Genomic DNA, 23,553 nt, shown 5'->3' with positions numbered 1-23,553 from the left:
GTCAGATGCCTTTCAACAGCGAGGTGATACGGGACATGAACTCGGAAAGGAAACGCTCCACGTCCACCGCGATGGCCACATCCGCGGTCTTGACCGGATCATTGAGCCGTTCCTCATCGCAGATAGTGCGCCCACGCACCGGTTCGTGCAGATCAACCTTGATATTGCAGGGGAAGAGCGTGACCAGCGTGGGATCAATAGCCACGGCAACGGCCAAAGGATCATGCAGACCGCAGCCGCCCAGATGCGGGGCGGTAGTCTCATAGGCCTTGATATAGAAGTCCGTAATATCTGCCAAAGCAGTGGCGGCCGGGGTGCCAAGATCGCGCCACTGTTGCGTATGTTCATAGGTGAGCAACGTCTGAAGCGTGACATCCAGTCCGATCATGGTCACGTGAGCACCTGAGCGGAAGAGCAGATCCGCGGCCTCCGGGTCCTGGGAAATATTCGCTTCCATGACGTCATTGCAATTCCCGGGAACCGTGAGCGCCCCGCCCATAATGACGATGCGGGCATTGTCTTTGAATGTGGGGTCCAGTTCAATAGCGCGGGCCAGATTCGTCATGGGGCCGGTAGCAACAATAACGACGTCGCTGCCATACTCCCGCACCGCTTCCACCATAAATTCGGGTGCCGGCGTGGTTTGCGGAACCCGATTCGACACCGGAATCTCAACTTCCCCGATACCGTTCTTACCGTGAATGAATTCCGAAATCTCAAGGACCTCAAAACCGTCCTTTTCACGAGCGTGCGGGATCCCCGGATAGACCGGCACCTCCGGATGCCCGAAAAGATCAAGAAGGTCAAGATCGTTTTTCACGCCGGTGTCCAGCAGAACATTCCCGTAGGTGCCGGTAATGCCAATTAATTCGACTTCCGGTGATCCGAGAGCGTAGGTGATTGCCAGGCAATCATCAACACCTGTATCCAGGTCCAGAATCATCTTCATTGTGGTTCCTCCTTAGATTCGGTCACGACCTTCGTGCTGACCGTAATCACCACCCGGCACCCTTGCCGGATATCATGAGTATACGAAACAAATATCGACTGCGGGCTCTTTAATGAAAGGGATAATGATGGTAATCTCTGCCGCGGTTATCTCCGTCCCCACCGCGCCTTTTATCACCATTCCGGCAGTTCTTTTCCGCGGTGACACGCAATGATCTTCGGCGGCGAATTCACCGCACTCCCGCCCCGCTCCGCTTCGCGCGCGCTCCCGATTCCGCCCGGCGCGATGCTGGTGCAATCGGGGCGCCAGGCTCTTGGCCTTATCGCCCAGGCGCTCGCCGCCCGCGGTATCCGTCGCGTAATCGCGCCGGGCTTCCTGTGCGCGACTGCACTCACACCGTTCCAGCTCGAAGGCATCCGGGTCCGCTGGGTGCAGGTTGGCCCGGATCTCGTGCCCGATCCGGCCGCCCTTGCCAAACTCCTCACCGATCCGCGGCGCTGCGCGGTGCTCATCTCCACCACCTTCGGTGCCTGGCCCACTCCCGAGTTGCGGGCCGTGCTCGAGGGGTGGGAGGGCCGCGGTGGCGTCGTCGTCGCTGATTTCACGCACGCACCTTGTGGTGACGCGACGCGAAAGATCCCGGCACATTATGCCGCAGCGTCCTTGCGGAAATGGTTTCCGATTCCCGACGGCGCCTGGGCGTTCGGCGCCGCGCTTCCTGCCGTGGCTGCGGATAATGCGGCGGCCCGCGAGGTAACCCGGTGCGGCTTGCTGCAATTGCGCGGGGAGGAGAACGACGGCGCAGCTGAGGCCGCCATTGATGCCGCTCTCAGCCCGAGCTCGATGAGCGGTGCCGCCCGGGATATTCTCGCCCACCTCGATGTCGCGGCAGTGCTGGAGCGGCGGAGGACCAACGCTCGGGCTTTGCGCGCGGCCCTGATGAGCCAAGGTGTACCGGAGGGGGCGCTCTTCGGCGATGGGGAAGAAAGTCGCGGGGCTACGAACAGCGCGCTCTACGCCCTCGCCCTCCGTCTGGACGCCCTACCGCCAAGCTGGCCCGCGTCGCATAACCCGCACCATTGTGCCGAACTCCTTGCCGCCCACGGAGTTTTCACCCCCGCTTTCTGGCCGTGCCTGACTCATGCGGTCAACTGGCCGAATATCCTTGCCCTACCCATCGATCAGCGCTATTGCCCAGAGCAGATGCCCGAGCTCGCCCGGCGAGTGATGCAGGTGCTGCGGGCAGAATAAGCCCAAGCCCCGCACCTAGATCCGGCGCACCGATTCACGCATGCGCAGCGGCATATCCACCAGGTGAATATCGCGATCTCCCGCACCTTCCTCACCCAGGAGGCGGGTGGCAGTTTGCCCGATCTCCCAGTAGGGAATCGCGATGGTGGTGAGAGCCGGGTGAACGTAGAGCGCGATTTCATCGTCATCGAAAGAAGCAATAGAGAGATCATCCGGCAGATGCATACCCCGCCCCAAACACTGCTGGATTGCACCCAAAGAAATACGATCATTGAGGGCAAGAATCGCGGTACACTCCGGACCATTATCCAACAGGTCGCCCATCGCCTCGTAACCTAAATCCGGGTCCCAAAGCGTGCCCGGGAAAATCTTTACCGGCCTGAGGCCCGCTTCCTCGAAAGCATCCAGGATTCCGTCAAAACGATGGCCGATCGTGGCGGAGATGCGCGGCTCGCGCAGACCGTCATCCATGCCAATAATCGCGATTTTGCGGTGCCCGGCCTCGATGAGAACATTGGCCATACGCCGCCCAGCCTCGTATTCAGCCGGAAGCACCGCCGGGAAAACTCCCTCCCGATCAGGAACCGCATTGCACACCACCACCGGCAGGCCCGTCACGCTCTTCGGCACGGTGATCATCTTCGCTCCCATTTCCGCGAAGATAAGACCATCAACATTACGATTGAGCATTTCACGCACCGAATTCTCCGCCCGGCTTGCGCTATCCCCAACTTCCGCGAGAAACACGATTTTTTCAGCCTGATCCGCAGCGTCGAGAATCCCACGCAGCATCGCCGAAGCGTAACGCGTAACAGTCACGTCCCGGCTAATCACTCCGTAAATCCCGGTGGTATTGGTCCGCAAAGAACGTGCGGCCGGGTTGGGCCGGTAATTGAGGGCGGCCGCCGCCTCGATCACCCGATCCCGTACTTCTTGAGAGAGACGCGCGGGGCGATCATTTAGCACCAAGCTCACCGCGGTGGGTGAAACACCCGCTCGTTGTGCCACCTGAGCGATCGTCGCTCGCTTCATTCAACCTCCTCGCGCCATTCTTCCCACCTTTGGGCCACAGCCTGAGCTAAGAGTATCCGATCACCAAGGTGACCAAGCTCATACACACCCCCACATTGCGCATACCCACGAGCAGTCCTACACTTTCTGGCAAGTGCTAAATGCATTTATCACGGTGCAAAGGTGCCGCGTGATGGTTCTCCCTTTTAGCACGTTCCCGCTTCCCGGGCGGGGCGCCAAACAAACCCAAGGAGGGGTGATGAGTAAAAGATTCCGGAAACTCACCGCACTAACATCCGCCGCTGCACTCGCTTTCACGCTGAGCGCTTGCAGTAAGGGCGGAACCTCGTCCCAAGGCAATGTTGCGGACGGGAAACAAGAAGTCACCATGTGGACTCATAACGCCGGCAACGAAGAAGAGCTCGCCGCCATCGAGCAAATCGTTGCCGATTACAACGCACAATCTGATAAGTACCAAGTCACCATGCAGGCTTTCCCGCAGGCTTCCTACAACCAATCTGTGGTGGCGGCCGCTTCCTCCAATAGCCTCCCGTGCATTATGGATATTGACGGCCCCAATGTTCCTAACTGGGCGTGGGCCGGCTACCTTGCCCCGCTCGAAGGCATGGATGACACCCTCAATAAATTCCTCCCCACCACGGTGGGACGCTACGAGGACAAGATTTACTCCTACGGCTACTACGATGTGGCTCTATCCGTCATTACCCGCAAGTCCATCCTCGATGAATTCGGCATCCGCACCCCCACCGTGGATCAGCCGTGGACACGTGATGAGTTCACCGACGCCCTAGCCAAGGTGAAAGCCTCCGGGAAATACGCCGTGCCCTTCGATATCAATACCGCAGACCAGGGTGAATGGTATCCCTACGCCTACTCCCCTTACCTGCAGAGCTTCGGCGGTGATCTTATTGACCGCTCGAAGTTCGAAAGCGCGGAAGGTGCACTCAACGGTCCGGAGGCCCTGGAATGGGCAAAGTGGATGCGTTCCCTGGTAACCGAGGGCTACACGCCGGCCAATGCGGGCTCGGATCCCACGCAGGATTTCATTAACGGAAAATCAGCTTTCTTGTGGATGGGTTCGTGGGCTGCACAACCCACCGAAGAGGCTTTTGGCGACGACGTTGTTTTCCTCCCGCCGCCTGATTTTGGTAAGGGCCCGAAGATTGGCGGCGGCTCCTGGCAGTGGGGAATGTCGCCGTCGTGCCCTGCCCCCGAGGGAGCCTTGGACTACATGAAGTTTGCCGCCCAGGATAAATACGTAGCCTCCGTTTCGGTTGCCACCCGTAATATCCCGGCAACTGATGCCGCCACCGCGGAAGTTCCGGCTTTCGCCGAAGGTGGGAAGTACTCTATCTTCCGGGAATTCTCTAAGAAGTACGCGGTGCTACGTCCTGAAACAGCCGGCTACCCCTTCATCGCTACCGAATTCACCAAGGCAACCCAGGACATCCTCAACGGCGGGGATCCCAAGAAGATTCTCGACCAAACCGTGGCGAATATTGACGCCAACCAAAAAGCCAACGGCTTCTTTAAGTAACACCTGATGTGCAGGGTGCGTGAGCTGCCAGTGGTAGCTCACGCACCTTGCCGAAAGGCCAGTGATATGACTTCTGCACCCCAGGCCACCGCGGAGAGTAAGCACGCACCCCGGCCGGCGTCCGCATCTTCTCAGCGTGCTAAGGCAACCGCTGCACCGTCGCAAAAATATCGGCGCGAAACCTCCGCGCAAGCACGCGCCGGATGGGGAATGCTGGCTCCCGCGGGGATTCTCATGCTGCTTTTCCTCGTTGTTCCCATTGTCCTCACCTTCATTCTCGCTTTTACTGACGCGCGTCTCATCTCCCCGCGGCCGATGCAATTCATTGGACTGGAGAATTTTGAGCGGTTATTTGGAACCGAGGTCTTTTGGGCGTCCCTGCGCAATACCCTAATTTTCGCCCTCGTTATTGTGCCCGGGCAGTCTGGGCTGGCTCTCATTATGGCACTGCTCGTAAATAAGAAGTTCCCGGGCTTGAACTTCTTCCGCACCGTATTCTTCCTGCCTATGGTGACCTCCATGGTCGTGGTCTCCATGCTGTGGCTTTTCATGTACCAGCCCGATGGCCTGCTCAACGCACTACTGGCCAAAGTTGGTATTTCCGGGCCGGATTGGTTGGGCGATCCGAGTTGGGCACTCTTCGCCATTATCGTGATGTCCGCCTGGCAGGCCGCCGGGATGCATATGATTATTTGGCTCTCCGGTCTGCAAACGATCCCGGGTGAACTTTATGAAGCGGCGTCTCTGGACGGGGCATCAACCTGGCAGCAGTTCAAGCACGTGACCTGGCCGGGACTGCGCCAAACCCGCACTTTTATTCTTATTACGATCACCATCGCGGCGTTCTCGCTTTTCACCCAGATCAATATTATGACGAAGGGCGGGCCCCTCGATTCCACCTCAACAGTGGTCTACCAGGCGGTGCGAACCGGATACGACCAGCAACAAACCGGCTATGCCGCAGCAATTTCCCTAGTCTTCTTCGTCTTGGTTCTTGCCGTAAATCTTGTGCAACGCTATCTCACTCGCGATAAGGAGGCCCGCGCATGAGCACCACGACGTCGTCTCGCAGTATCCCCCGCGCTATTGGAATCTGGGCACTTCGTATTGGCTTGGCCGCCATCTTCGGCCTGCCGCTCCTTTTCATGGTGGTCTCCAGTTTCAAACCAGATACCCAGATTTTCGGGGATATGGGTGGCCTCGAGGCTTTCCTTCCGGTAGGTGACCTTAGTTTCGATAACTACTCCGGGGTCTTCAACCGGGTGCCGTTCTGGCGCTTCCTCCTCAACTCCGTCATTATTTCGGTGTGCATCGTGGTTTTCGGGCTCATCGTCAATTCCATGGCAGCTTTTGCACTCTCCCGCCTGCAATTCCGCGGCCGCAAGATTTCGCTGACGCTTGTGATCGCCACCCTTATTGTTCCCTTTGAAACTCTGGCGCTGCCACTGCTGTGGTGGGTCAATAAGCTTCCGTGGTTGGACGCCAACGGGTTCTCACAGAGTTGGCTGGATACCTACCAAGTGCAGATCGTGCCCTTTATTGCCAACGCACTCTCGATTTATCTCTTCTACCAGTACTTCGATTCCATTCCGCGCGAGCTGGATGAAGCGGCGCGCGTGGACGGGGCGAGCTGGTTCAAGATTTACCGCTCTATCGTTATGCCACTGTCCGGCCCAGCCACCGCGACCGTCGCGATTCTGACTTTCCTACCGGCTTGGAATTCCTACTTGTGGCCACTCATGACGGTACGCTCGGAGGAGTTACGCCCGGCAATGATCGGAATCGACTATTTCCAGCAGCTCAACGTATCCTGGGGCCAGATCATGGCGTTCTCCACGCTGATTACCGTTCCTGTCATTATGCTGTTCCTGGCTTTCCAGAAACAATTCGTCAACTCTATTGCCGCTTCCGGTATTAAGGGATAACCATGTCGCTTTCCTTCGAGTTCACCGCCGACCACGATGCGGCGCTGGCCCGAGCCCGCGCCGCGAATGCGCAGCTCGCCGCCGCCGTGAATCCGCGCTGGTACCCGCGTTTCCATATCGCGGCACCTGCCGGCTGGATCAACGACCCCAACGGCCTTGTCCACACCGGCGAAGAACTCCACGTGTTCTTCCAGCACCACCCCTACTCCACTGAATGGGGGCCCATGCACTGGGGACATGTGGTTTCGCGCGACGGCGCCACCTGGGAGCGCCGCCCCCTCGCCCTGGCTCCCTCCCTGGAAGCCGACCGCGACGGAGTTTTCTCCGGCTCCGCCCTCCAGGCCCCCTGCGGGCACCTCGAGGTGTTCTACACCGGGAATCGCACTGTGGCGAGCCAGCCCGGCATCGGTGATCTACCAGCCGCCAGCTGCGGGCAGTCGCAGTGCCGGGCGATCTCACGTGACGGAGTGACCTTTGAGAAGAAAGGCGTCGTCGTACCCACCCCGGAAGGCGTGCGCGATTTCCGCGACCCGAAAGTCTGGCGCCACGGCGATACGTACCGCATGGTCGTGGGCGTGCAAAGCAGCGACCGCCGCGGTGAAGTGTGGATGTACACCTCCCCGGATCTGGCGCGCTGGAGCTTCGAATGCGTGCTCTACCGGCACCCCGATCCGCGGGTTTTCATGCTCGAATGCCCCGATTTCTTCCCGCTCGACGATACGTGGGTGCTGATTTTCTCCCCCATGGGCATCCGCCCCGAAGGTTTCGCGCATTGCAATGTCAATAGCGCCGGCTACCTGCTGGGCAGCTGGGAGCCTGGCGAAAGCTTTGAACCCACCGCGCCCTATCGCACCCTCAATTGGGGGCACAGTTTTTACGCGCCGCAGACCTGCCTCATTGCCGGACAGCGCACGCTTTTCGGCTGGATGGGCAGCTTCGGGCGCGCCCCGGCCTCCGCGGCCGACGGCTGGTCCGGCCAGCTCACGGTACCGATGAGCGTCTCTCTTGAGTCCGGTGACCTGTGCTTACGGCCCGCCCCTGCCCTCACGCGTTTGCGGGGCCGGTGTGTGTGGAACGACGACGCCGCACTCGCCGCCAGCGCGCCCCTCACCATCGCCCGGGATGTGACCGCAGCGGATATTTCCGTGAGTGTACTCACGGGTGAATGCGAACGACTGCGGTTGCGCATCGGTTCGGATGCCAGTTCCGTGAGCATCATCGTGGATCGCAATAGCGGCACCATCGGGGTGGACCGCGGCGCGGCGGTGGAGAATCTGGGCTACCGGGCTGCCCCCTGGGCACCGGCCTATCGCCTCTGGGGCGAACGCGCCGGTGAAATTGCCGGTGAGACAGCCGCTAAGAAAGCGGGAGAATCCGCCGGAGCTGGCGAATCTGCACTGGCCCCGCTGAGCTTCCGGGTGCTCGTTGATGCCGGATCGGTGGAGGTGATTGCCGGGAACGGCGAGCGGGTGCTTTCCTCTCTTGCTTTCGTGGAGGGCAAACGTGATATCACCCTCCTGGCTGAGGAGGGTGATATCGCGGTCGCGGCCTCGGCGTGGGAGATGATGGATGCTTTCCCCCAGGCCAAGCCGGAGCCAGAAACGAAAGCTGAAGCGGAGAACCCGGCGAGCTAAACGTGGGCAGCCTGCCCTACCGGGCGGCCAGCTCTACCGGGCAGCCGGCTCTACCGGGCAGCCGCGAGCGCGGTGCTGACCGTTTCGCTCAGTTCCTTCCAGGAGACGATGAACTTCTCCACGCCTTCGCGTTCGAGCTGGGCGGCTACATCGCCCATATCGACGCCCACCGCGGCGAGTTCCTCGAAAACCCGATGTGTCTGCCCGTAGTTCTCCCGCACCGTGTCCCCGGTGATCTCCGCGTGATCCGCGGTGGCCTCCAGGGTTTTTTCCGGCATGGTATTGACGGTTGCGGGAGCCACCAGCTCGGTAACGTAGAGCGTATCGGGATAATTCGGGTTCTTGACCCCGGTGGAAGCCCACAGCGGACGCTGGGCATGCGCGTGGTCCGCAGCCAGCACGGTGAAACGTTCGGAAGCGAATTTCTTCTCGAAGATTTCGTAGACCAGGCGAGCATTGGCTACCCCGGCCTTACCGCGCAGCGCCAAGGCTTCCTCAGTACCGATCTTCTCCAGACGGGCATCCACTTCTGTATCAACACGGGAAACGAAAAGCGAAGCCACCGAGTGAATATCGCTGAGTGCATGCCCGGAACGCTGGGCCTTTTCCAGGCCGGCGAGGTAGGCATCCACAACCTCGCCGTAGCGCGCCAGGGAGAAGATGAGGGTGACATTCACGGAGATCCCGTGGCCGATCACTTCGGTAATAGCCGGCAGGCCTTCCTTAGTGGCCGGGATTTTGATCATAGCGTTCGGGCGATCCACCCGGTCCCACAGCTGGCGGGCCTGGGCCACGGTGGCCGAGGTGTCATGCGCCAACTCCGGGGAAACTTCGATGGAAACACGCCCGTCTTCCCCACCGGATTCCTCATAAATGGGGTGGAAAATATCGCAGGCGTCCTGAACGTCCTTAATGATGATGTCAAAAATCGCCTCGTCGCCATCCTTGCCGGCCGCCGCAGTAGCGGCCACCTGTTCGGTGTAGCTTTCCCCGTTGCGCAGGGCCGCGGCGAAAATTGTGGGATTCGTGGTCACGCCCCGCACCGTATGGGTGTCAATAAGGGAAGCGAGATTCCCGGAGGCAATCCGCTCGCGGGATAAATCATCCAGCCAGATACTCACTCCGGCATCGCTCAAGCTAGCGGTACTCATGCTTGCTGTCCTTTCTCCGTGGTACCCGAAGGCATCCTAGTTATCCGCAGCGTTGCGAATCTCCAGGTCATGCGGGACGGGGTGGTCAAGAGTGCGACCCACCGTGCAAGCCCGCTCAATGGCGCGGTCTACCCGCCCCAAAAGCGCAGCGCGCGCTTCTTCTGGCATATCGGCAAATTCCACCTCGAGAGCGGTGTGGAACGCGGTGAACCGGTTATCCTCGCGGTCCGCATCCGCACTCACCGTGAAGGTGGCACGGTAGCCCTCCCCGAGAGCCTGCTCGAAACGGGAATCCGCGCTGAGGGCCTGGCAGCCGGCCACCGCCAGTTGCATGAGTTCCCCGGGGGTGAATTGTTCGGGACCTTTCCCGATTTCCACGCTAGCACCGCGATCATTAACGGCGGTGAAATGAAGATGCCCGATACGCCGGGCAGAGAGCTGAGCCATAGCTACCTCCTTGTTTCTTTCACTTTACGGGAAAGCTCAGCGCTGTGGTGAGCGCGCTTTCCACCAGCGGAAAAGTCCGGCCAAGAAAAGACCGACCGCTGCCAGTACGCAAGCACCCCACAGGGCCGGGGTGAAGGAACCGCCGTGGGCACCGGCACTTGCCGCGGCCCAGCGCGGGGCGACGACGGCGGCCAGCGAGAAACCGAGGAACATGAGGCCGTAGTTGGTTCCATTATGACGCGGCCCGAAGCTTTGCATGGTCAGCGGCGCAAAAAGACTCATGGTGCCCCCGAAGGCCAGGGCCACGAGGATGGCCCCGGTAAGGAAGAGTACCGTTGCCCCGCGCTCGGATAGCGCAAGAAGCGCGAGCCCACCGGCTGCGCAGCCGAGCACCGCCACCAGGCACAGCGGAATACCGATGCGGTCGGAAAGCCAGCCCCAGGCCAGCCGCCCGGCCGCGTTCGCGACCGCGAAAAGTGAGACGGTGAGAGCCGCGGCTGCGGCGTCGAACCCAATACTGGTAGCGAGCGGCGCCATATTGGCATTCACCATGATGCCACCGAAAGCAGCCGTGACGAAAATTGCGAGGATGAGCCAGAAGGTGGGGGTGGCGAGCATCTGGAGCGGATTCAGGCTCGCGCGCGGTCCGGCGGCTGCGGCGGTGCCCGCCGGGCGAGGTAGGTAGGCCCCGTATTCTTCCCGGAAAGGACGCACCAGGAAGATGACCGCGGCGGCGTTAATCACCGTGAAAGCGATGCCGAGAATCACCAGGGCGCTGTGCACGCCGTAGCCGGCAATGAGATGCTGGCCGGCCGGGGCGATAATCATGGGGCCGATTCCCATCCCGGCGGTGATGAGACCGGCCACCATACCGCGCCGGTCGGGGAAGAAACGCATGGTATTAGTGAGCGCAGCCGAGTAGAAGAGACCCTGACCTCCGCCGGTGACCAACCCGTAACTGAGCACGAACAGCGGGAGGGTGGGTGCTAGGCCGGCCAGGATATGTCCCAGCCCGAAGCAGGTACCGCCCACCGCCATCATCTGGGCCGCGTAACCGCGCCGCAAGAGCGTGCCGGAGGCAATCATAATAAAGGGCACTACCAGGGAGGCGAGCCCGAAGGCCAGCATAATATCCGGCGCTGCCCAGCCGCGGCTCGCGGCGAGCGGGCGCACAAAAATAGAGAAGGCGGTGAGCGCCCCGGTGGTCATAATGGCAAGAAGTGTTCCAATAAGGACGCGGCTGCGGCGCGGCATCGTTGCCGGCGGCTGGGCCGCGGGACGCTCATCCTCGGGATGCTGATCCGCGGGGGCCTGGTTCCCTAGGTGCTGGTCAGCGGACTGTTGGGCCGCGGGTTCTTGAGCGGCAGGGTGAGTGCTGGTCACGTTAGTCGTAATCTCCATTTTTCCAGAGCCGCACCGGGGCTTCGCACCCGGCTTGCATGGCGGCAAATGTTTCGGGCACGTCGATAATGCGCTGGTTCTTGGAGCCGCGGAACGTGAGGTCACGAATGAACTGGGATTGGATAAAGGGCCCGTCCACCAGCACGTCCACGTGGGAAAGAAGTTCGCGTTTATCTTCGGTTTCTTCCAGGAGCTGCTCGAAGGTGTATCCGCTCCAGCTCCAAATTGTTTTACTATTCCCGAAGCGCTCCCGGAAACGCCGCGCTAACGGCAGCAGAACCGGAGTATTGAGGAACGGTTCCCCGCCCACGAAGGACACTCCGGCCACGTAGCTTTTCGCGCAGTCCTCAAGGATGCGTTCTTCGAGTTCTTCCGTGTAGGGGGTACCGTAGCGAAAACTCTGGGCCGCCACGTTATAGCAGCCCGGGCATTTGAAGGGGCAGCCGGAAACGTAAATGGCGCAACGCACCCCTTCCCCGTCCACCATGACGAAGGGCTTGTAATCCGCAACGTAGCTGCGTGACAAACGCCGCCCATCCCACGCGCCGGGGCGCTTGGGTTGGTGCACCCCCGGAGCTTCCGGAGGTGTGGAGAGCAGGCGCAATTCTCGCATTCTTCCTTACCTTTTCACAGTCCCTGAGTCACAATACTCCCCGCGCCCGGCACATTCGCCGAGTGCGGGGAGCCTTGCGAGAGTGCGCCAGCGAAGAGCTAAGACGCACGGGGCCTTAGGTGCTGGGGTGCACCGGGCACGCGGCACTCAACCACGCGGCACCGGACACCCAGGAGTTTAGGCGCAGGGACCGTCCATATGCTTAACGCGGGAAATGATTTCCTCATGCCGGCCGTGCACCATGGGGCGCTTGACCGGATTACCGAGGTACCCGCAGGTCCGCTTGACCACATCGCAACGGTCGGGATCATCATTACCGCAGTTCGGGCACTTGAAGCCCTCCGCGGTGGGATCGAATTCCCCGCTGAAACCGCATTCGTAGCACTTATCAATCGGAGTATTGGTGCCCAGATAGGCCACCTTATCGTAAGCATAATCCCATACCGCTTCCAGAGCCGCGGTGTTATGGGTCAGTTTGGGGTACTCGCAGTAGTGGATGAAACCACCCTTGGTGTACTCCGCGTAGGGCGCTTCGAAGTCAATCTTCTCGAAAGGAGTGATCTTCTTGCGCACATCGTAGTGGAAGGAATTCGTGTAGTAATCCTTCGCGGTGATATCCGGAACCGCACCGAAACGCTCACGATCCATGGAGCAGAAACGGTTGGTCAGTGATTCAGCCGGGGTGGAGTAGACGGAGAACCAGTAGGGGTACTCCTTCTTCCACTGGTCAGCGTACGCACTCAAGCGGCGCACGATATCCATGGTGAATTCCTTCGCTTCGGAATTGTGCTCCCAATTGGGGCCGTAGAAAGCGGTAGCGGCTTCGTACAGGCCAATGTAACCAATGGATAGCGTAGAACGCTGATTGTGGAAGAACTTCGTGACGTCCTCATCGCCTTCTTCCGCGCGGATACCCAGGGCACCGTAGCGGTAGAGAATGGGGGCGTTTTCCGGAGTGGCATCCTCGCAACGCTGGGCGCGGTAGACCAGAGCTTCCTTAACTACCTGCATGCGCTCATCGAAGATCTTCCAGAAACGCTGCTTATCCCCGCGCGCCTGCAGTGCAATGCGCGGCACGTTGAGGGTCACCACGCCCAGGTTATTACGCCCGGCGTTCACGGCCTCACCGGTTTCCGGATCCACCCACTTAGGCAGGAAGGAACGGCAACCCATGGGAGCCTTGTAATCACCTTCCAGCTCGGTGAGACGGTCATAAGAAAGGACATCCGGATACATGCGCTTCGTGGAACATTCCAAAGCGAGCTGCTTCACGTCGTAATTGGGATCCTCAGGGTTGAGGTTAACCCCGCGGCGCAGCCCGAAGACGAGCTTCGGGAAGATCGCGGTATGGCCATCGGCCCCGATGCCCTTAATACGAATGGTCAGGATTGCCTTCTGGATTTCCCGCTCGAAACGGCTGGTACCCAGGCCGAAACCGAGGGTGACAAAAGGAGTCTGCCCGTTCGAGGAGTAGAGAGTATTGATCTCATACTCCAGGGACTGCATGGCATCGTAGATGTCCTTCTTCGTCTTTTCCCAGCAGTACTCATCGCGCTTATCTTCGGAAACCCAGCGCTGCGCATCCTTGAGATGCTTGGCGTAATTAAGTTCCGCGTAGGGGGCAAGCACTTCATCGCAGCGATCCACCGAGCAGCCGCCGTACTGGCTGGAAGCCACATTCGCGATGATCTGAGCGATCTGCGCGGTAGCGGTGTTAATGGAACGCGGGGATTCCACCCGAGCATTACCGATCTGGAAGCCATCACGCAGCATGCCTTCAATATCGATCAGGCAGCAATTGGTCATGGGCTGGAAGGGATTGTAATCCAGATCGTGGAAGTGGATATCGCCCTTAATATGCGCATTGGCCACCGCCGGGGGCAGCAGGTACTTGAGGGCGTAGGCCTTGGCCACCGCACCCGCGGTCAAATCACGCTGGGTGTTAAAAACAGTGGAGTCCTTATTCGCGTTCTCATTGACCACAGTCTTATCGCGCTGCATGAGCTTATCCAGGGAGCGCGAAATATCCATGGCCTGTTCGCGCGCAGTATCACGATCATGGCGATATTCGATATAAGCGCGCGCCACCTGCGGGTAGCGGGAAGCCATGAGAACGTTTTCCACTTCCGTCTGGATGGTGGGAACGTCAAGCTTGGCAGTATCAAGATGATCGATGACCGTACGGGTGGCTTCCTCAACGAATGCGTAATCGTCAATACCCTGGCTGTTCATTGCCAGCGCGATTGCGCGGTAGATCTTACCGGCGTCAAAGCTAACCGACCGACCGTCACGCTTGGTGACGACTACCCCCGTGGTCGTTGAGGTATCAATCAACATCTTGTGCCTCCGTAAAAATCGAACACTACATATAGTAGTCGGCCAGAATGACACCGGTGTGCTTCGCGTGTCACACGGGCGCGTTTTTTGCACCGCGAGCACCGCACCCGGCTCCGTAAAGGGCGACGCCGCGCCACTCTCTCCCCACACCCGCCATCTTTATGATGTGTGACACATTTTTTCAGTGCCGCGTTTCGCGCCCACCGGGCGAGCTTACCACTATCTATAGGGGCGCCATCCGCTTAGCACCCCTACATCTTGCGATTTGGGAGAAAATGGCTCCAGACTGCCATTTACACCCCAAGGCGACACCCGACCACCTGGCGGCGTCGTCGCACTTCACCATCACGAGCAGCAATTTCGGTGGTCTAGCTCACAATAAGGCCGGTAACGGGAACGTAAGTTAACGCAACACTGTTGCACCCGTTTATTATCGGAGGTGGTGGCGTACGCCACCCGGGTACTCAACCGAGAATCCGCTCGAGATGCCAGCGCTGCCGTCCACGCGGACAGCGCCGGCCCATATAAATGGAGTTTCAGCTATGAGTGCACCAGCTGACACTGCTCTTCCTCAGTATTCCGAGGAAGAGGAAAAATATATTATCCGGAACCGCCATGGTGTTCCGGTCGGAACAAAACCGCATACGAAGTGGACGCTGCCGCGCATCGCGGTGTGGGTCCTCGTCACAGCCCTCGGTGTTGCGGGCTGGTACATGCTCGCCTTCTATCGCGGTGAACAAGTTAATACCGCGTGGTTCGTGGTGACGTCGGTCTGCACCTACATGATCGCCTACCGCTTCTACGCGCTCTTTATTCAAAAAACCATTATGAAGCCCGACGATTCCAACGCGACGCCGGCCGAACGCATCAATAACGGACGCGACTTCGACCCGACGAACCGCGTGGTCCTCTACGGGCATCACTTCGCCGCTATCGCCGGTGCCGGCCCGCTGGTGGGCCCGGTACTGGCCGCCCAGATGGGCTACCTGCCCGGCACCCTGTGGATTATCTTCGGGGTGTGCGTGGCCGGTGCCGTCCAGGACATGCTTGTCCTCTTCTTCTCTATGCGTCGTGGCGGGCGCAGCCTCGGCCAGATGGCCGTGGACGAAATCGGGAAGGTCGGCGGGGCCGTGGCCGCGGTCATGATCCTCGTCATGCTCATGATCGTGCTGGCCGTGCTCGCCATGATCTGCGTGAACGCGCTGGCCGATTCGCCGTGGGGCGTTTTCGCCGTCGGTATGACCATCCCCATTGCGCTGTGTATGGGCCTGTGGCTGCGTTTCGTGCAGCCCGGCAATATCACGATGGTGTCTATTGTTGGGTTCATTGCGCTGCTCGGTGCGATTATCGGGGGCCGCTACGTGGCGGAATCCGATTTCGGCCAGGCTTTCCTGCACCTATCCCCCACCACCCTCGTGTGGTGCATGATTGTGTACGGTTTCTTCGCGGCGGTGCTGCCGGTATGGCTGCTCCTCACCCCGCGTGACTACCTGTCCACCTTCATGAAGGTCGGCACCATTGTGGTGCTGGCGTTGGGCATCCTCATCGTGCGCCCGCTGGTGGAAATGCCGGCCGTCACCGAATTCGCCTCGAATACGGACGGGCCGGTGTTCGCCGGGGAACTCTTCCCCTTCCTCTTTATTACCATCGCCTGCGGGGCGCTCTCCGGGATGCACGCAACGGTGTCCTCAGGTACTTCCCCGAAGATGATCCAGAAGGAATCCCAGGTGCGCATGATCGGCTACGGCGGCATGCTCATGGAATCCTTCGTGGCAATTATGGCGCTGGCTGCGGCCTCCTCCCTCAATATGGGTATCTACTTCGGTATGAATACCTCCGAGCACACCACCGATAAGCTGGCGGGCACGGCCATCGTGCAGATGACCGATAACCGCGCCGAACTTTCGGCTGCCGCGGTGCAAAACCTCGCGGTCACCGATACCCACGGCAATTCGGTGGAAGCCCGGTGGGAATCCTGGGATGAGAACGGAAATGAGAAAACCTACGTGGGAGCGGAGGCCTTCGACAAGGTCGCCGAGGACGTTGGGGAAACCTCCATCACCTCGCGTACCGGTGGTGCGCCCACCCTCGCGGTAGCTATCGCCCATATTCTGCACCAGGTAGGTGGCGGCCAGGCCATGATGGGCTTCTGGTACCACTTCGCGATTATGTTCGAGGCGCTCTTCATCCTCTCCGCGGTGGACGCTGTGACCCGCGTGGCCCGCTTCCAGCTGGGCGACGCCCTGGGCAATGTGCTGCCCAAGTTCAAGGATCCCTCCTGGCGAGTGGGCGCGTGGATTACCACGGCCGTGGTGGTGGCGGCCTGGGGTTCGCTGCTGCTCATGGGCGTGACCGACCCGCGCGGTGGTATCCAAACCCTCTACCCGCTCTTCGGCGTAGCCAACCAGCTCATCGCCGCCCTGGCGCTTATTTTGTGCACCGTGGTGGTGGTCAATAAGGGCTGGGCGAAATGGGCTTGGATCCCGGGCATTGCCGCAACCTTCGACCTGGTGGTCACCTTCGCGGCGTCCTGGCAGAAGATCTTCTCCTCCGACGCCGCCATCGGGTACTTCACCCAGAACACCAACGCTAAGGCAGCGCTCGCGAAGGCGCAGGCCGCCGGCGACACCGAGGCCATCGGTATCCAGTCCGCGATTGTGCGCAACACCTTCATCCAGGGCTGGCTCTCCGTCATCTTCCTGGCCACGGTGGCCTTCGTGCTGGTCTGCGCGATTATCAAGATCATCCGGGTTATCACCGCGAAGAAGTACGTGAATTCCGAAGATCCTTACCAGGAATCCAACTTCTACGCGCCTACCCAGCTCTTCCCGACCAAGTTGGAGAAGAAGGTGGTGGCGGAATACGCCGTCGTGGGCGACCCGGCGTTGATTCCCGGTTTCGATCACCGTAAGGGCGCGGCACCGCACGGTGCGGGTGCTGGTTCTGGCGATGGTTCTGGCGATGGTTCTGGTACGACGGCGCCCGCAGCCAAGGCGGGCTCTGCCAGCGACGCGGATTCTTCCGAGTCCGCCCAGCACTAGGAGATCAGGTCCATGTTTATTACCCAGCTTCGCGCCTTCGCGGCACATGCTCGCAGCCTGTGGCGGGACTTCACCGGCGAATCGGCCTACGACAAATACGTAGCCCGGCATGCCCGTGAACACCCCGATCATCCGCCGCTTGCCGAACGTGATTTCTGGCGTCAGCGCGCAGCCTTCGACGAGGAGAATGTCTCCACCGGCTGCTGCTAAGCGCTGGGCGCTGGGCGCTGAACAGGTGCCGGGCGCTGAGCTGGCATGAGGCGCCGGGCTGGAAACTGGCCAATAACACCGCTCCCCGAACCTCGGACTTCGGTCCGCCGTTCGGGGAGCGGTGCTTTGTCCCACTTCCATGTGCCCCACTTCCCGCTCCGCACAAAATGCAACAGCAAATACATTAAGTTTTCCAAATCATGCACTGGGGTTGCTTTCTGCGGCACCTACCGCCATAGCGTTGCTTTCTGCGGAACCTACCGCCATAGCGTTGCTTTCTGTGGGCCCCGCCGTCATGACGTTGCTTTCTGCGGCACCTACCGCCATAGCGTTGCTTTCTGTGGGCCCCGCCGTCATAGCGTTGCTTTCCACAAGACCTACGGTCGAGAGGATGCATTTTCCGGTCTCCGAGAGGGCACCCGCGGCGATCACGAACAAAGTGGTACTGGAGCTACAACCAATACCCGATTTTCTGTCGTGCAGTACCACTCTGTCAGGCCCGACGTTCTCCAGTACCACTACGCCAACCAAACCCATCTGCAACACCGGTATACCGATATGACTCACCCCATCCCCAGCCAATCCACATACGCAGTCCGCCTCGCGCGCCCGCAGAGCCGGAGCTCCGCAGCGGCGGGGCGGGGTGTTTTTCCTGAGGTGTACTTCAAACGTACGACAAATGAAGTACAGCTCTGAAAACACGTAGTGCCTCGCCGGTTCAGAAAGCGCGATCTAGTCCGCCCGGTTCAGAGCGCTCGGTCTGGCCCGCCCGGCTCAGAGTGCCTGTCCGGACACCCCGAAAGACCCCGCACCGAAAGCCCCCGCACCGAAAGACCCACCCACCGTGGGACCTCGGGCCTAGACGCGGCGACGACCGGCCTCTCGCGGCGAAAGTGGCGCACACTTGTGTGGCGTCGTCGTACCTGGTCCCTATTACTGATCGCCCGGCCGACCTAGGATGAAAGAGAGGCAAAGGAGCCTCATCATTTTATGTCGAGGTAATTATGGGACGTTGTTTTTCTGTATCCACACACAAGAACACCTCGCGTCCACGCCGGCTGCTCCCCCTGCTCGGGGCGCTCGCGCTGGCTCCCGTTGCCCTAGGTTCGTGCGCCGCATCCGCGAGCGCGCCCGCCGGTGCGGCAACTGTGCACGGAGGTGAAGCAAATATCGTACTGCCTGACCTGTCGGGCGTGAGCGCGGTGGGCGGGGTTTCCGGCCGGCTGCTCCTCCTCATCGGGGTGGGGGTATGCGTGCTGGGACTGTGCTTCGGGCTCATCACGTATATGAATCTGCGTAAGCTTCCGGTGCATCGGGCCATGGCCGAGGTCGCGGACCTGATTTACGAAACCTGCAAGGCCTACCTGGTCAAGCAGGGGCGATTCCTGCTGGTGCTCTGGGCCTTCATCACCGCGGTGATCGTGGTCTACTACAAGTTCCTCGTGGGCTTCACGTGGGGCAAGCTCGCGATTGTGGTGGCGTTCTCGCTGCTGGGTATGGGCGGGTCCTACGCGGTGGCGTGGTTCGGGATTCGCGTGAACACCCTGGCCAATGCGCGCACGGCTTTCGCTTCGCTGCGCGGGCGCCCGCTGCCGCTGCACCAGGTGCCGCTGCGTTCGGGGATGTCCATCGGGATGGTGCTCATTTCCCTGGAACTGCTGATGATGCTCGTCATTTTGCTGTTCCTGCCCGCGGATGTGGCCGGGGCGTGCTTTATTGGCTTCGCCATCGGGGAATCCCTGGGGGCGTCGGCCCTGCGCATCGCCGGTGGTATTTTCACGAAGATTGCCGATATTGGCTCCGACCTCATGAAAATCGTGTTCAAAATTGATGAGGACGACCCGCGGAACCCGGGTGTTATCGCCGATTGCGTGGGTGATAATGCCGGGGATTCGGTGGGCCCCTCCGCGGACGGCTTCGAAACGTACGGGGTGACCGGGGTGGCGCTGGTGACCTTTATTGTGCTGGCCGTTCATGATCCGGCGCTGCAAGCCACCCTGCTGGTGTGGGTGTTCACGGTGCGGGTGGCGATGATTATCGCCTCGGCCTTGGCCTACGGGCTCAATGCGCGCCTGGCCGCGACCCGCTACGCGCAGGCCACCACCCTCAATTTCGAAAAACCGCTGAGTTCACTCGTGTGGCTCACCTCGATTTTCTGCATTGCTTGCGTGTACGGGATCTCCTGGCTCGTTTTGGGTGGGCACGACGGCGCACTGTGGCTCGCGCTCGCCACGATCGTCACCTGCGGGACTCTCGCGGGGGCGCTCATCCCGGAGCTGGTCAAGGTCTTCACCTCCACGACCTCGCGGCACGTGCGTGAAGTGGTGAAAAGTTCGCGCCAGGGCGGGGCTTCCCTCAATATTCTCTCCGGCGTGGTGGCCGGGAATTTCTCCGCTTTCTGGCTGGGTATCACCATTGTGGGGCTCATGGCCGGGGCATTCGTGATCGCGGATGCCACCCTGCGCGAGTTCATGCTAGCGCCGGCGGTTTTCGCTTTCGGTCTGGTGGCTTTCGGTTTCCTGGGCATGGGACCGGTGACGATCGCGGTGGATTCCTACGGGCCGGTGACCGATAACGCCCAGTCGGTTTACGAGCTCTCCCGCATTGAGGCCCTTCCTGATATCGACGCCGACATTCGCTCCGGTTTCGGTTTCGCGCCGCAGTGGGATCGCGCCAAGCTCATGTTGGAGGAGAACGACGGCGCCGGCAATACTTTCAAGGCAACCGCCAAGCCGGTGCTCATCGGTACCGCGGTGGTGGGTGCCACCACGATGATTTTCTCCATTATTATCGGGCTGACCGGCGGGCTGACCGCCGGGATCGAGATGCTGTCGCTCATGCACGCCCCGTTCCTGCTGGGGATTATCAGCGGGGGTGCGGTGATCTTCTGGTTCTCCGGGGCGTCGATGCAGGCGGTGACCACGGGGGCCTACCGGGCGGTGGAGTTCATCAAGGATTCCATCCACCTGGATAAGAATGCGGAGCGGGCTTCCCATGATGACTCGCGGCGCGTCGTCGAAATTTGTACCCAGTACGCGCAGCAGGGAATGCTCACGATTTTCCTGGCGGTTTTCTTCGCCACGCTGTCCTTCGCCTTTATCGAGCCGTACTTCTTCATCGGCTACCTCATTTCCATCGCTATTTTCGGCCTCTACCAGGCTATTTACATGGCGAATGCGGGCGGGGCCTGGGATAACGCGAAGAAGATCGTGGAGGTGGATTTGCACGCGAAGGGCACCGCGCTCCACGATGCCACCATCGTGGGTGATACCGTGGGCGATCCGTTCAAGGACACCTCCTCGGTGGCCCTCAACCCGATTATTAAGTTCACCACCCTCTTCGGCCTGCTCGCCGTGGAGCTGGCCGTGAGCCTCAATGCCCAGAATCTCACCGCGGTGGTCACCGGCCTGGCGGTGTGCTTCGGGGCCCTCGCGCTCGTCTTTATTTACCGCTCCTTCTACAGCATGCGAATCCAGGCCTCCACGGAGGATCCGCTGCTGGACGAGCCCGCATCCGCATCAGAATCTGCATCCGCATCAGAATCCGAACCCGGATCCGGATTCACCTCTGAACCCACCTCTGAACCCGAGAAGGGAGTCCTGGCATGAATATCGCCGTGCACTGGTCCGGCGCGCAGCTCAGCCCGGAAGGAAATATAGTCGGCCAGGATGCCGGCGCCACCCTGCTGCGGCGTCTCTTGCGTATTTTCCCGGGCGCCGCGGTTCTTGACCCGGGCGCCGCGGTTCTTGACCCGGCGGCAGCATCCGCGCAAGATCTTGCCCCGGATACGGTTGTTATCACTATGGATGTGCATGACACTCCGGCCCTGTGGGCGCGCCTGCGCAAGGCCGGCCACGCTACCCCGCGCCTCATGAATTTTGTGTGGCTGCCGGTGTCTACCCTGGAAAGCGCCGAGGAACTCGCCCCGGTGGCGCTTTCCTGCGCACTCTTCCCCACGTTCGCGAATTCGGAGCGCACCGCCGGGGAGATCCGCGAGATGGTCAATAAGTGGACGGTGCCGCCGCTGGCCGGGCGCCTGAAGCTGGGGTGGGTGAATCTCGGTTTCCGCCTCGATCACGTGCAGGAGCGGCACGAGCCGGACGTCCCGGTGGTGCTCTACCCCGCGATCTACCTTTCCCCGCGCAAACGCCCCGAGTTCTTTATGGATGTGCTGACCCGGGTGCGTGAGCTTATCCCGCTCACGGTGGAGATGCGCCTGCACGAAGCGCATCTGGTTTCCGAGAAAGCCATGACGTATTCGCGCCTGCCGTGGATGCACGTGGGGCCGCTCACCGATACCCGCACTTCGTATTACGAGGCTCTCGCGCATACCACGGCGTTCCTGGCCACGGCCGCGGAGGAATCCTACGGGCTGTCCTACGTGGAGGCGCTGGGCGCCGGGGCGCTCGGGGTATTCCCGGACGTAGCCTGGGCCCGCGCCCTGCTGCCCGAGCACTATCCCTTCTTCTATCCGGATGGCGATACCGCGGCCGCCGCGGCCATGCTCACCAGGGTTCTTACCCGCACCGCGCAGTGCCGGGCGGATCTGGATGCGGCTTGCGGCGGGAGTTTCCGCGAGTGGATCGCGGCGCATCACTCCGATGATGCCTTCGACCGGGAAATCACAGCCGCGGTGCGGAGGTGGTTCGCGTAGGAGTCGGTGCCGTGTGCGTAGGGTTAGGCGCAAACATAACGACGACGGCGCCAGCGCCTGCGGCCTCGCTTTGACCTCGCGTTTTATTCCTCGGTGATAGCGGGGGCGGGGCGGGCCGTGTAGGGCGTCGTCGTACCTACCAGGCGGTACGCGACGGTGCGGTTGAAGAAATCGACGACGACGCCAATTCCCAGCGCCATAATCGCGGTGCCAATGCCGATCACGCCGCTGCTGAGGTCGAAGCGGAAGAGTGCGAGGGCGATGAGGACCACGATGAAGTCCTGGGCCACGCGGAAGGTGCGGTAGGAGTGGCCCGGGAAACGGCGCAGGAGGACGGGGACGATGCAGTCGGCGGCGCCCTGCCCGATATCCGGGGTGATGTAGAGCGAGAGCCCGAGCGCGAAAATAACTAGCCCTACCGCGAGGTGGGCGAGCATCCCGGGGATGGAATACGTGAAAACGTAGATGGAATCGAGAATGCCGGTGAAGCTGGTGACGAGTACCCCGACCAGGGTGAAGTTGAGGACGGTGCCCAGCCCGAAGACTTTGTGATCGAAGGGGAAAATGAGGGCGATGAGGGCGATATTGACCGCCGGGACCACCCAGGAAAAAGACAGGCCCGTCACGTGGCTGACGCCCTGGAGGAGGGCCGTGAAAGGATCCACGCCGGCGTGACCTTTGAGGGCCACGGTGATGCCGATGGCGGTGAGGATCACGCCGATGAGGCATACCAGCGAGCGACGCAGCAGGCTGCCCGGGCGTAACGTCCATTCGCGGGCGCAGCGCAGTGTCTCAAACATGACGAGCCACCTTTTCAATCTCAGGGAAGCCGCCGTGCCACACCGCGGCATCACCAGCGTAGTGCATGCAGGCGGGCATTTCCTGGGCCGTGGCGGAGGTCGCTTTCGTCATTCGTGCGAGCGGCTTCATCTGCAAGGAGGGGCTGGTAGATCATCCTCTAGAGGATTCTCTACCAGCCCCTCGCTTGTGTTATGCGATTAGTTCAGCAGCTTATGCCTTGCGGCGCCGCGTCACCACGAGTCCACCGGCGAGCAGCAGGAGTGCTGCCGTGCCGGCAAGACCGACGCTCGTTGCACCTGTCACCTGAAGAGTCTTCTTGACCTTCTTGGGCTTCGGCGCAGGCTTACCGGGATCGTTCGGGTTCAACGGGTCGGTGCCGTTCTTGATTTCGTCACCGTCGTTGATACCGTCACCATCGGTATCGGCCTTGTTCGGGTTGGTCGCCTTGCCACCATTCTTGGCACCGGTCACCTCGTCACCATCGGTGAGTCCATCACCGTCAGTATCCGGGTTGAGCGGATCGGTATTACCGGGCTTGCCGTCCTTATTGAACTTATCGTCCTTGAACGG

At 60.7% G+C, this 23,553-nt stretch carries 17 protein-coding genes and 1 pseudogene; 9 read left to right on the top strand and 9 right to left on the bottom strand.

The genetic code is table 11. The features are described 5' to 3' along the window. Window position 1 precedes the first annotated feature (1 nt). Window positions 2-943, bottom strand: coding sequence for a nucleoside hydrolase (locus AC5RK6_RS01855; RefSeq protein WP_320757395.1), 942 nt, complete (start codon window positions 941-943; stop codon window positions 2-4). 216 nt (window positions 944-1,159) lie between these two features. On the opposite strand from AC5RK6_RS01855, the gene AC5RK6_RS01850 reads away from it, so the two are divergent. Beyond that, window positions 1,160-2,200: a hypothetical protein gene (locus tag AC5RK6_RS01850; RefSeq protein WP_435706306.1), complete on the top strand. Its 1,041-nt coding sequence runs from the start codon at window positions 1,160-1,162 to the stop codon at window positions 2,198-2,200. A 15-nt stretch (window positions 2,201-2,215) separates the two neighbouring features. Here AC5RK6_RS01850 and AC5RK6_RS01845 read toward each other — a convergent pair whose 3' ends face one another. Next, the gene (locus AC5RK6_RS01845) at window positions 2,216-3,232 is read right to left on the bottom strand and encodes a LacI family DNA-binding transcriptional regulator (protein WP_320757336.1); all 1,017 of its coding nucleotides are present in this window, start codon (window positions 3,230-3,232) and stop codon (window positions 2,216-2,218) included. Between the two features lie 238 nt (window positions 3,233-3,470). On the opposite strand from AC5RK6_RS01845, the gene AC5RK6_RS01840 reads away from it, so the two are divergent. From AC5RK6_RS01840 to AC5RK6_RS01825, 4 genes are all read left to right on the top strand, one after another. Continuing rightward, window positions 3,471-4,769, top strand: a complete 1,299-nt coding sequence (locus AC5RK6_RS01840; RefSeq protein ID WP_320757337.1) for an ABC transporter substrate-binding protein — start codon at window positions 3,471-3,473, stop codon at window positions 4,767-4,769. A gap of 66 nt (window positions 4,770-4,835) precedes the next feature. After that, window positions 4,836-5,819 (top strand): carbohydrate ABC transporter permease, encoded by a 984-nt coding sequence (locus tag AC5RK6_RS01835; protein ID WP_320757338.1) that lies wholly within the window; start codon window positions 4,836-4,838, stop codon window positions 5,817-5,819. Beyond that, window positions 5,816-6,694, top strand: coding sequence for a carbohydrate ABC transporter permease (locus AC5RK6_RS01830; protein WP_274733861.1), 879 nt, complete (start codon window positions 5,816-5,818; stop codon window positions 6,692-6,694). The genes AC5RK6_RS01835 and AC5RK6_RS01830 overlap by 4 nt, the downstream gene beginning before the upstream one ends. A 2-nt stretch (window positions 6,695-6,696) precedes the next feature. Next, window positions 6,697-8,328, top strand: a complete 1,632-nt coding sequence (locus AC5RK6_RS01825; RefSeq protein ID WP_320757339.1) for a glycoside hydrolase family 32 protein — start codon at window positions 6,697-6,699, stop codon at window positions 8,326-8,328. Window positions 8,329-8,378: 50 nt separating this feature from the next. On the opposite strand, the gene tal is transcribed toward AC5RK6_RS01825, so the two are convergent. The 5 genes from tal to nrdD all read right to left on the bottom strand — a co-directional run bounded on the left by tal (window position 8,379) and on the right by nrdD (window position 14,277). Further along, window positions 8,379-9,479, bottom strand: coding sequence for a transaldolase (gene tal, locus AC5RK6_RS01820; protein WP_435730832.1), 1,101 nt, complete (start codon window positions 9,477-9,479; stop codon window positions 8,379-8,381). Between the two features lie 36 nt (window positions 9,480-9,515). Continuing rightward, window positions 9,516-9,926, bottom strand: coding sequence for an OsmC family protein (locus tag AC5RK6_RS01815; RefSeq protein ID WP_320757341.1), 411 nt, complete (start codon window positions 9,924-9,926; stop codon window positions 9,516-9,518). Window positions 9,927-9,962: 36 nt separating this feature from the next. After that, window positions 9,963-11,327, bottom strand: a complete 1,365-nt coding sequence (locus AC5RK6_RS01810; protein WP_320757342.1) for an OFA family MFS transporter — start codon at window positions 11,325-11,327, stop codon at window positions 9,963-9,965. After that, window positions 11,311-11,940 (bottom strand): anaerobic ribonucleoside-triphosphate reductase activating protein, encoded by a 630-nt coding sequence (nrdG, locus tag AC5RK6_RS01805; protein WP_320757343.1) that lies wholly within the window; start codon window positions 11,938-11,940, stop codon window positions 11,311-11,313. The genes AC5RK6_RS01810 and nrdG overlap by 17 nt, the downstream gene beginning before the upstream one ends. A gap of 177 nt (window positions 11,941-12,117) precedes the next feature. After that, window positions 12,118-14,277 carry an anaerobic ribonucleoside-triphosphate reductase gene (gene nrdD, locus AC5RK6_RS01800; RefSeq protein ID WP_320757344.1) on the bottom strand — a complete coding sequence of 720 codons (2,160 nt, stop codon included), beginning with the start codon at window positions 14,275-14,277 and terminating at the stop codon, window positions 12,118-12,120. Window positions 14,278-14,819: 542 nt separating this feature from the next. Here nrdD and AC5RK6_RS01795 point away from each other — a divergent pair. The 4 genes from AC5RK6_RS01795 (at window position 14,820) to AC5RK6_RS01780 (ending at window position 22,182) form a co-directional block, all read left to right on the top strand. After that, window positions 14,820-17,318, top strand: a complete 2,499-nt coding sequence (locus AC5RK6_RS01795) for a carbon starvation CstA family protein (protein WP_435730833.1) — start codon at window positions 14,820-14,822, stop codon at window positions 17,316-17,318. Window positions 17,319-17,330: 12 nt separating this feature from the next. Beyond that, on the top strand, window positions 17,331-17,528 hold the full coding sequence (locus AC5RK6_RS01790; protein WP_016441686.1) for a YbdD/YjiX family protein: 198 nt from the start codon (window positions 17,331-17,333) through the stop codon (window positions 17,526-17,528). Window positions 17,529-18,532: 1,004 nt separating this feature from the next. Further along, window positions 18,533-21,136 carry a sodium-translocating pyrophosphatase gene (locus AC5RK6_RS01785; protein ID WP_016441688.1) on the top strand — a complete coding sequence of 868 codons (2,604 nt, stop codon included), beginning with the start codon at window positions 18,533-18,535 and terminating at the stop codon, window positions 21,134-21,136. After that, the gene (locus tag AC5RK6_RS01780; RefSeq protein WP_274735514.1) at window positions 21,133-22,182 is read left to right on the top strand and encodes a glycosyltransferase family protein; all 1,050 of its coding nucleotides are present in this window, start codon (window positions 21,133-21,135) and stop codon (window positions 22,180-22,182) included. Before AC5RK6_RS01785 ends, AC5RK6_RS01780 begins: the two co-directional genes overlap by 4 nt. A gap of 83 nt (window positions 22,183-22,265) precedes the next feature. Here the strand turns inward: AC5RK6_RS01780 and AC5RK6_RS01775 are convergent, their stop codons facing one another. Both AC5RK6_RS01775 and AC5RK6_RS01770 read right to left on the bottom strand, forming a co-directional pair. Continuing rightward, window positions 22,266-22,982 (bottom strand): YczE/YyaS/YitT family protein, encoded by a 717-nt coding sequence (locus AC5RK6_RS01775; protein ID WP_274733846.1) that lies wholly within the window; start codon window positions 22,980-22,982, stop codon window positions 22,266-22,268. A 211-nt stretch (window positions 22,983-23,193) separates the two neighbouring features. Further along, a pseudogene (locus AC5RK6_RS01770) lies at window positions 23,194-23,553 on the bottom strand (hypothetical protein); the annotation flags it as partial.

Source organism: Actinotignum sp. usb-actsch-213 (genome assembly GCF_059085665.1).
The sequence above is the reverse complement of the archived record's forward strand: the minus strand, read 5'-3'. Positions and strand labels throughout refer to the sequence as shown.

What these genes read in the sequence shown, in the direction of transcription:
- AC5RK6_RS01855 (WP_320757395.1), bottom strand. Translation starts at nt 943, where the DNA reads ATGATTCTGGACCTGGATACAGGTGTTGATGATTGCCTGGCAATCACC.
- AC5RK6_RS01850 (WP_435706306.1), top strand. Translation starts at nt 1,160, where the DNA reads ATGATCTTCGGCGGCGAATTCACCGCACTCCCGCCCCGCTCCGCTTCG.
- AC5RK6_RS01845 (WP_320757336.1), bottom strand. Translation starts at nt 3,232, where the DNA reads ATGAAGCGAGCGACGATCGCTCAGGTGGCACAACGAGCGGGTGTTTCA.
- AC5RK6_RS01840 (WP_320757337.1), top strand. Translation starts at nt 3,471, where the DNA reads ATGAGTAAAAGATTCCGGAAACTCACCGCACTAACATCCGCCGCTGCA.
- AC5RK6_RS01835 (WP_320757338.1), top strand. Translation starts at nt 4,836, where the DNA reads ATGACTTCTGCACCCCAGGCCACCGCGGAGAGTAAGCACGCACCCCGG.
- AC5RK6_RS01830 (WP_274733861.1), top strand. Translation starts at nt 5,816, where the DNA reads ATGAGCACCACGACGTCGTCTCGCAGTATCCCCCGCGCTATTGGAATC.
- AC5RK6_RS01825 (WP_320757339.1), top strand. Translation starts at nt 6,697, where the DNA reads ATGTCGCTTTCCTTCGAGTTCACCGCCGACCACGATGCGGCGCTGGCC.
- tal (WP_435730832.1), bottom strand. Translation starts at nt 9,479, where the DNA reads ATGAGTACCGCTAGCTTGAGCGATGCCGGAGTGAGTATCTGGCTGGAT.
- AC5RK6_RS01815 (WP_320757341.1), bottom strand. Translation starts at nt 9,926, where the DNA reads ATGGCTCAGCTCTCTGCCCGGCGTATCGGGCATCTTCATTTCACCGCC.
- AC5RK6_RS01810 (WP_320757342.1), bottom strand. Translation starts at nt 11,327, where the DNA reads ATGGAGATTACGACTAACGTGACCAGCACTCACCCTGCCGCTCAAGAA.
- nrdG (WP_320757343.1), bottom strand. Translation starts at nt 11,940, where the DNA reads ATGCGAGAATTGCGCCTGCTCTCCACACCTCCGGAAGCTCCGGGGGTG.
- nrdD (WP_320757344.1), bottom strand. Translation starts at nt 14,277, where the DNA reads ATGTTGATTGATACCTCAACGACCACGGGGGTAGTCGTCACCAAGCGT.
- AC5RK6_RS01795 (WP_435730833.1), top strand. Translation starts at nt 14,820, where the DNA reads ATGAGTGCACCAGCTGACACTGCTCTTCCTCAGTATTCCGAGGAAGAG.
- AC5RK6_RS01790 (WP_016441686.1), top strand. Translation starts at nt 17,331, where the DNA reads ATGTTTATTACCCAGCTTCGCGCCTTCGCGGCACATGCTCGCAGCCTG.
- AC5RK6_RS01785 (WP_016441688.1), top strand. Translation starts at nt 18,533, where the DNA reads ATGGGACGTTGTTTTTCTGTATCCACACACAAGAACACCTCGCGTCCA.
- AC5RK6_RS01780 (WP_274735514.1), top strand. Translation starts at nt 21,133, where the DNA reads ATGAATATCGCCGTGCACTGGTCCGGCGCGCAGCTCAGCCCGGAAGGA.
- AC5RK6_RS01775 (WP_274733846.1), bottom strand. Translation starts at nt 22,982, where the DNA reads ATGTTTGAGACACTGCGCTGCGCCCGCGAATGGACGTTACGCCCGGGC.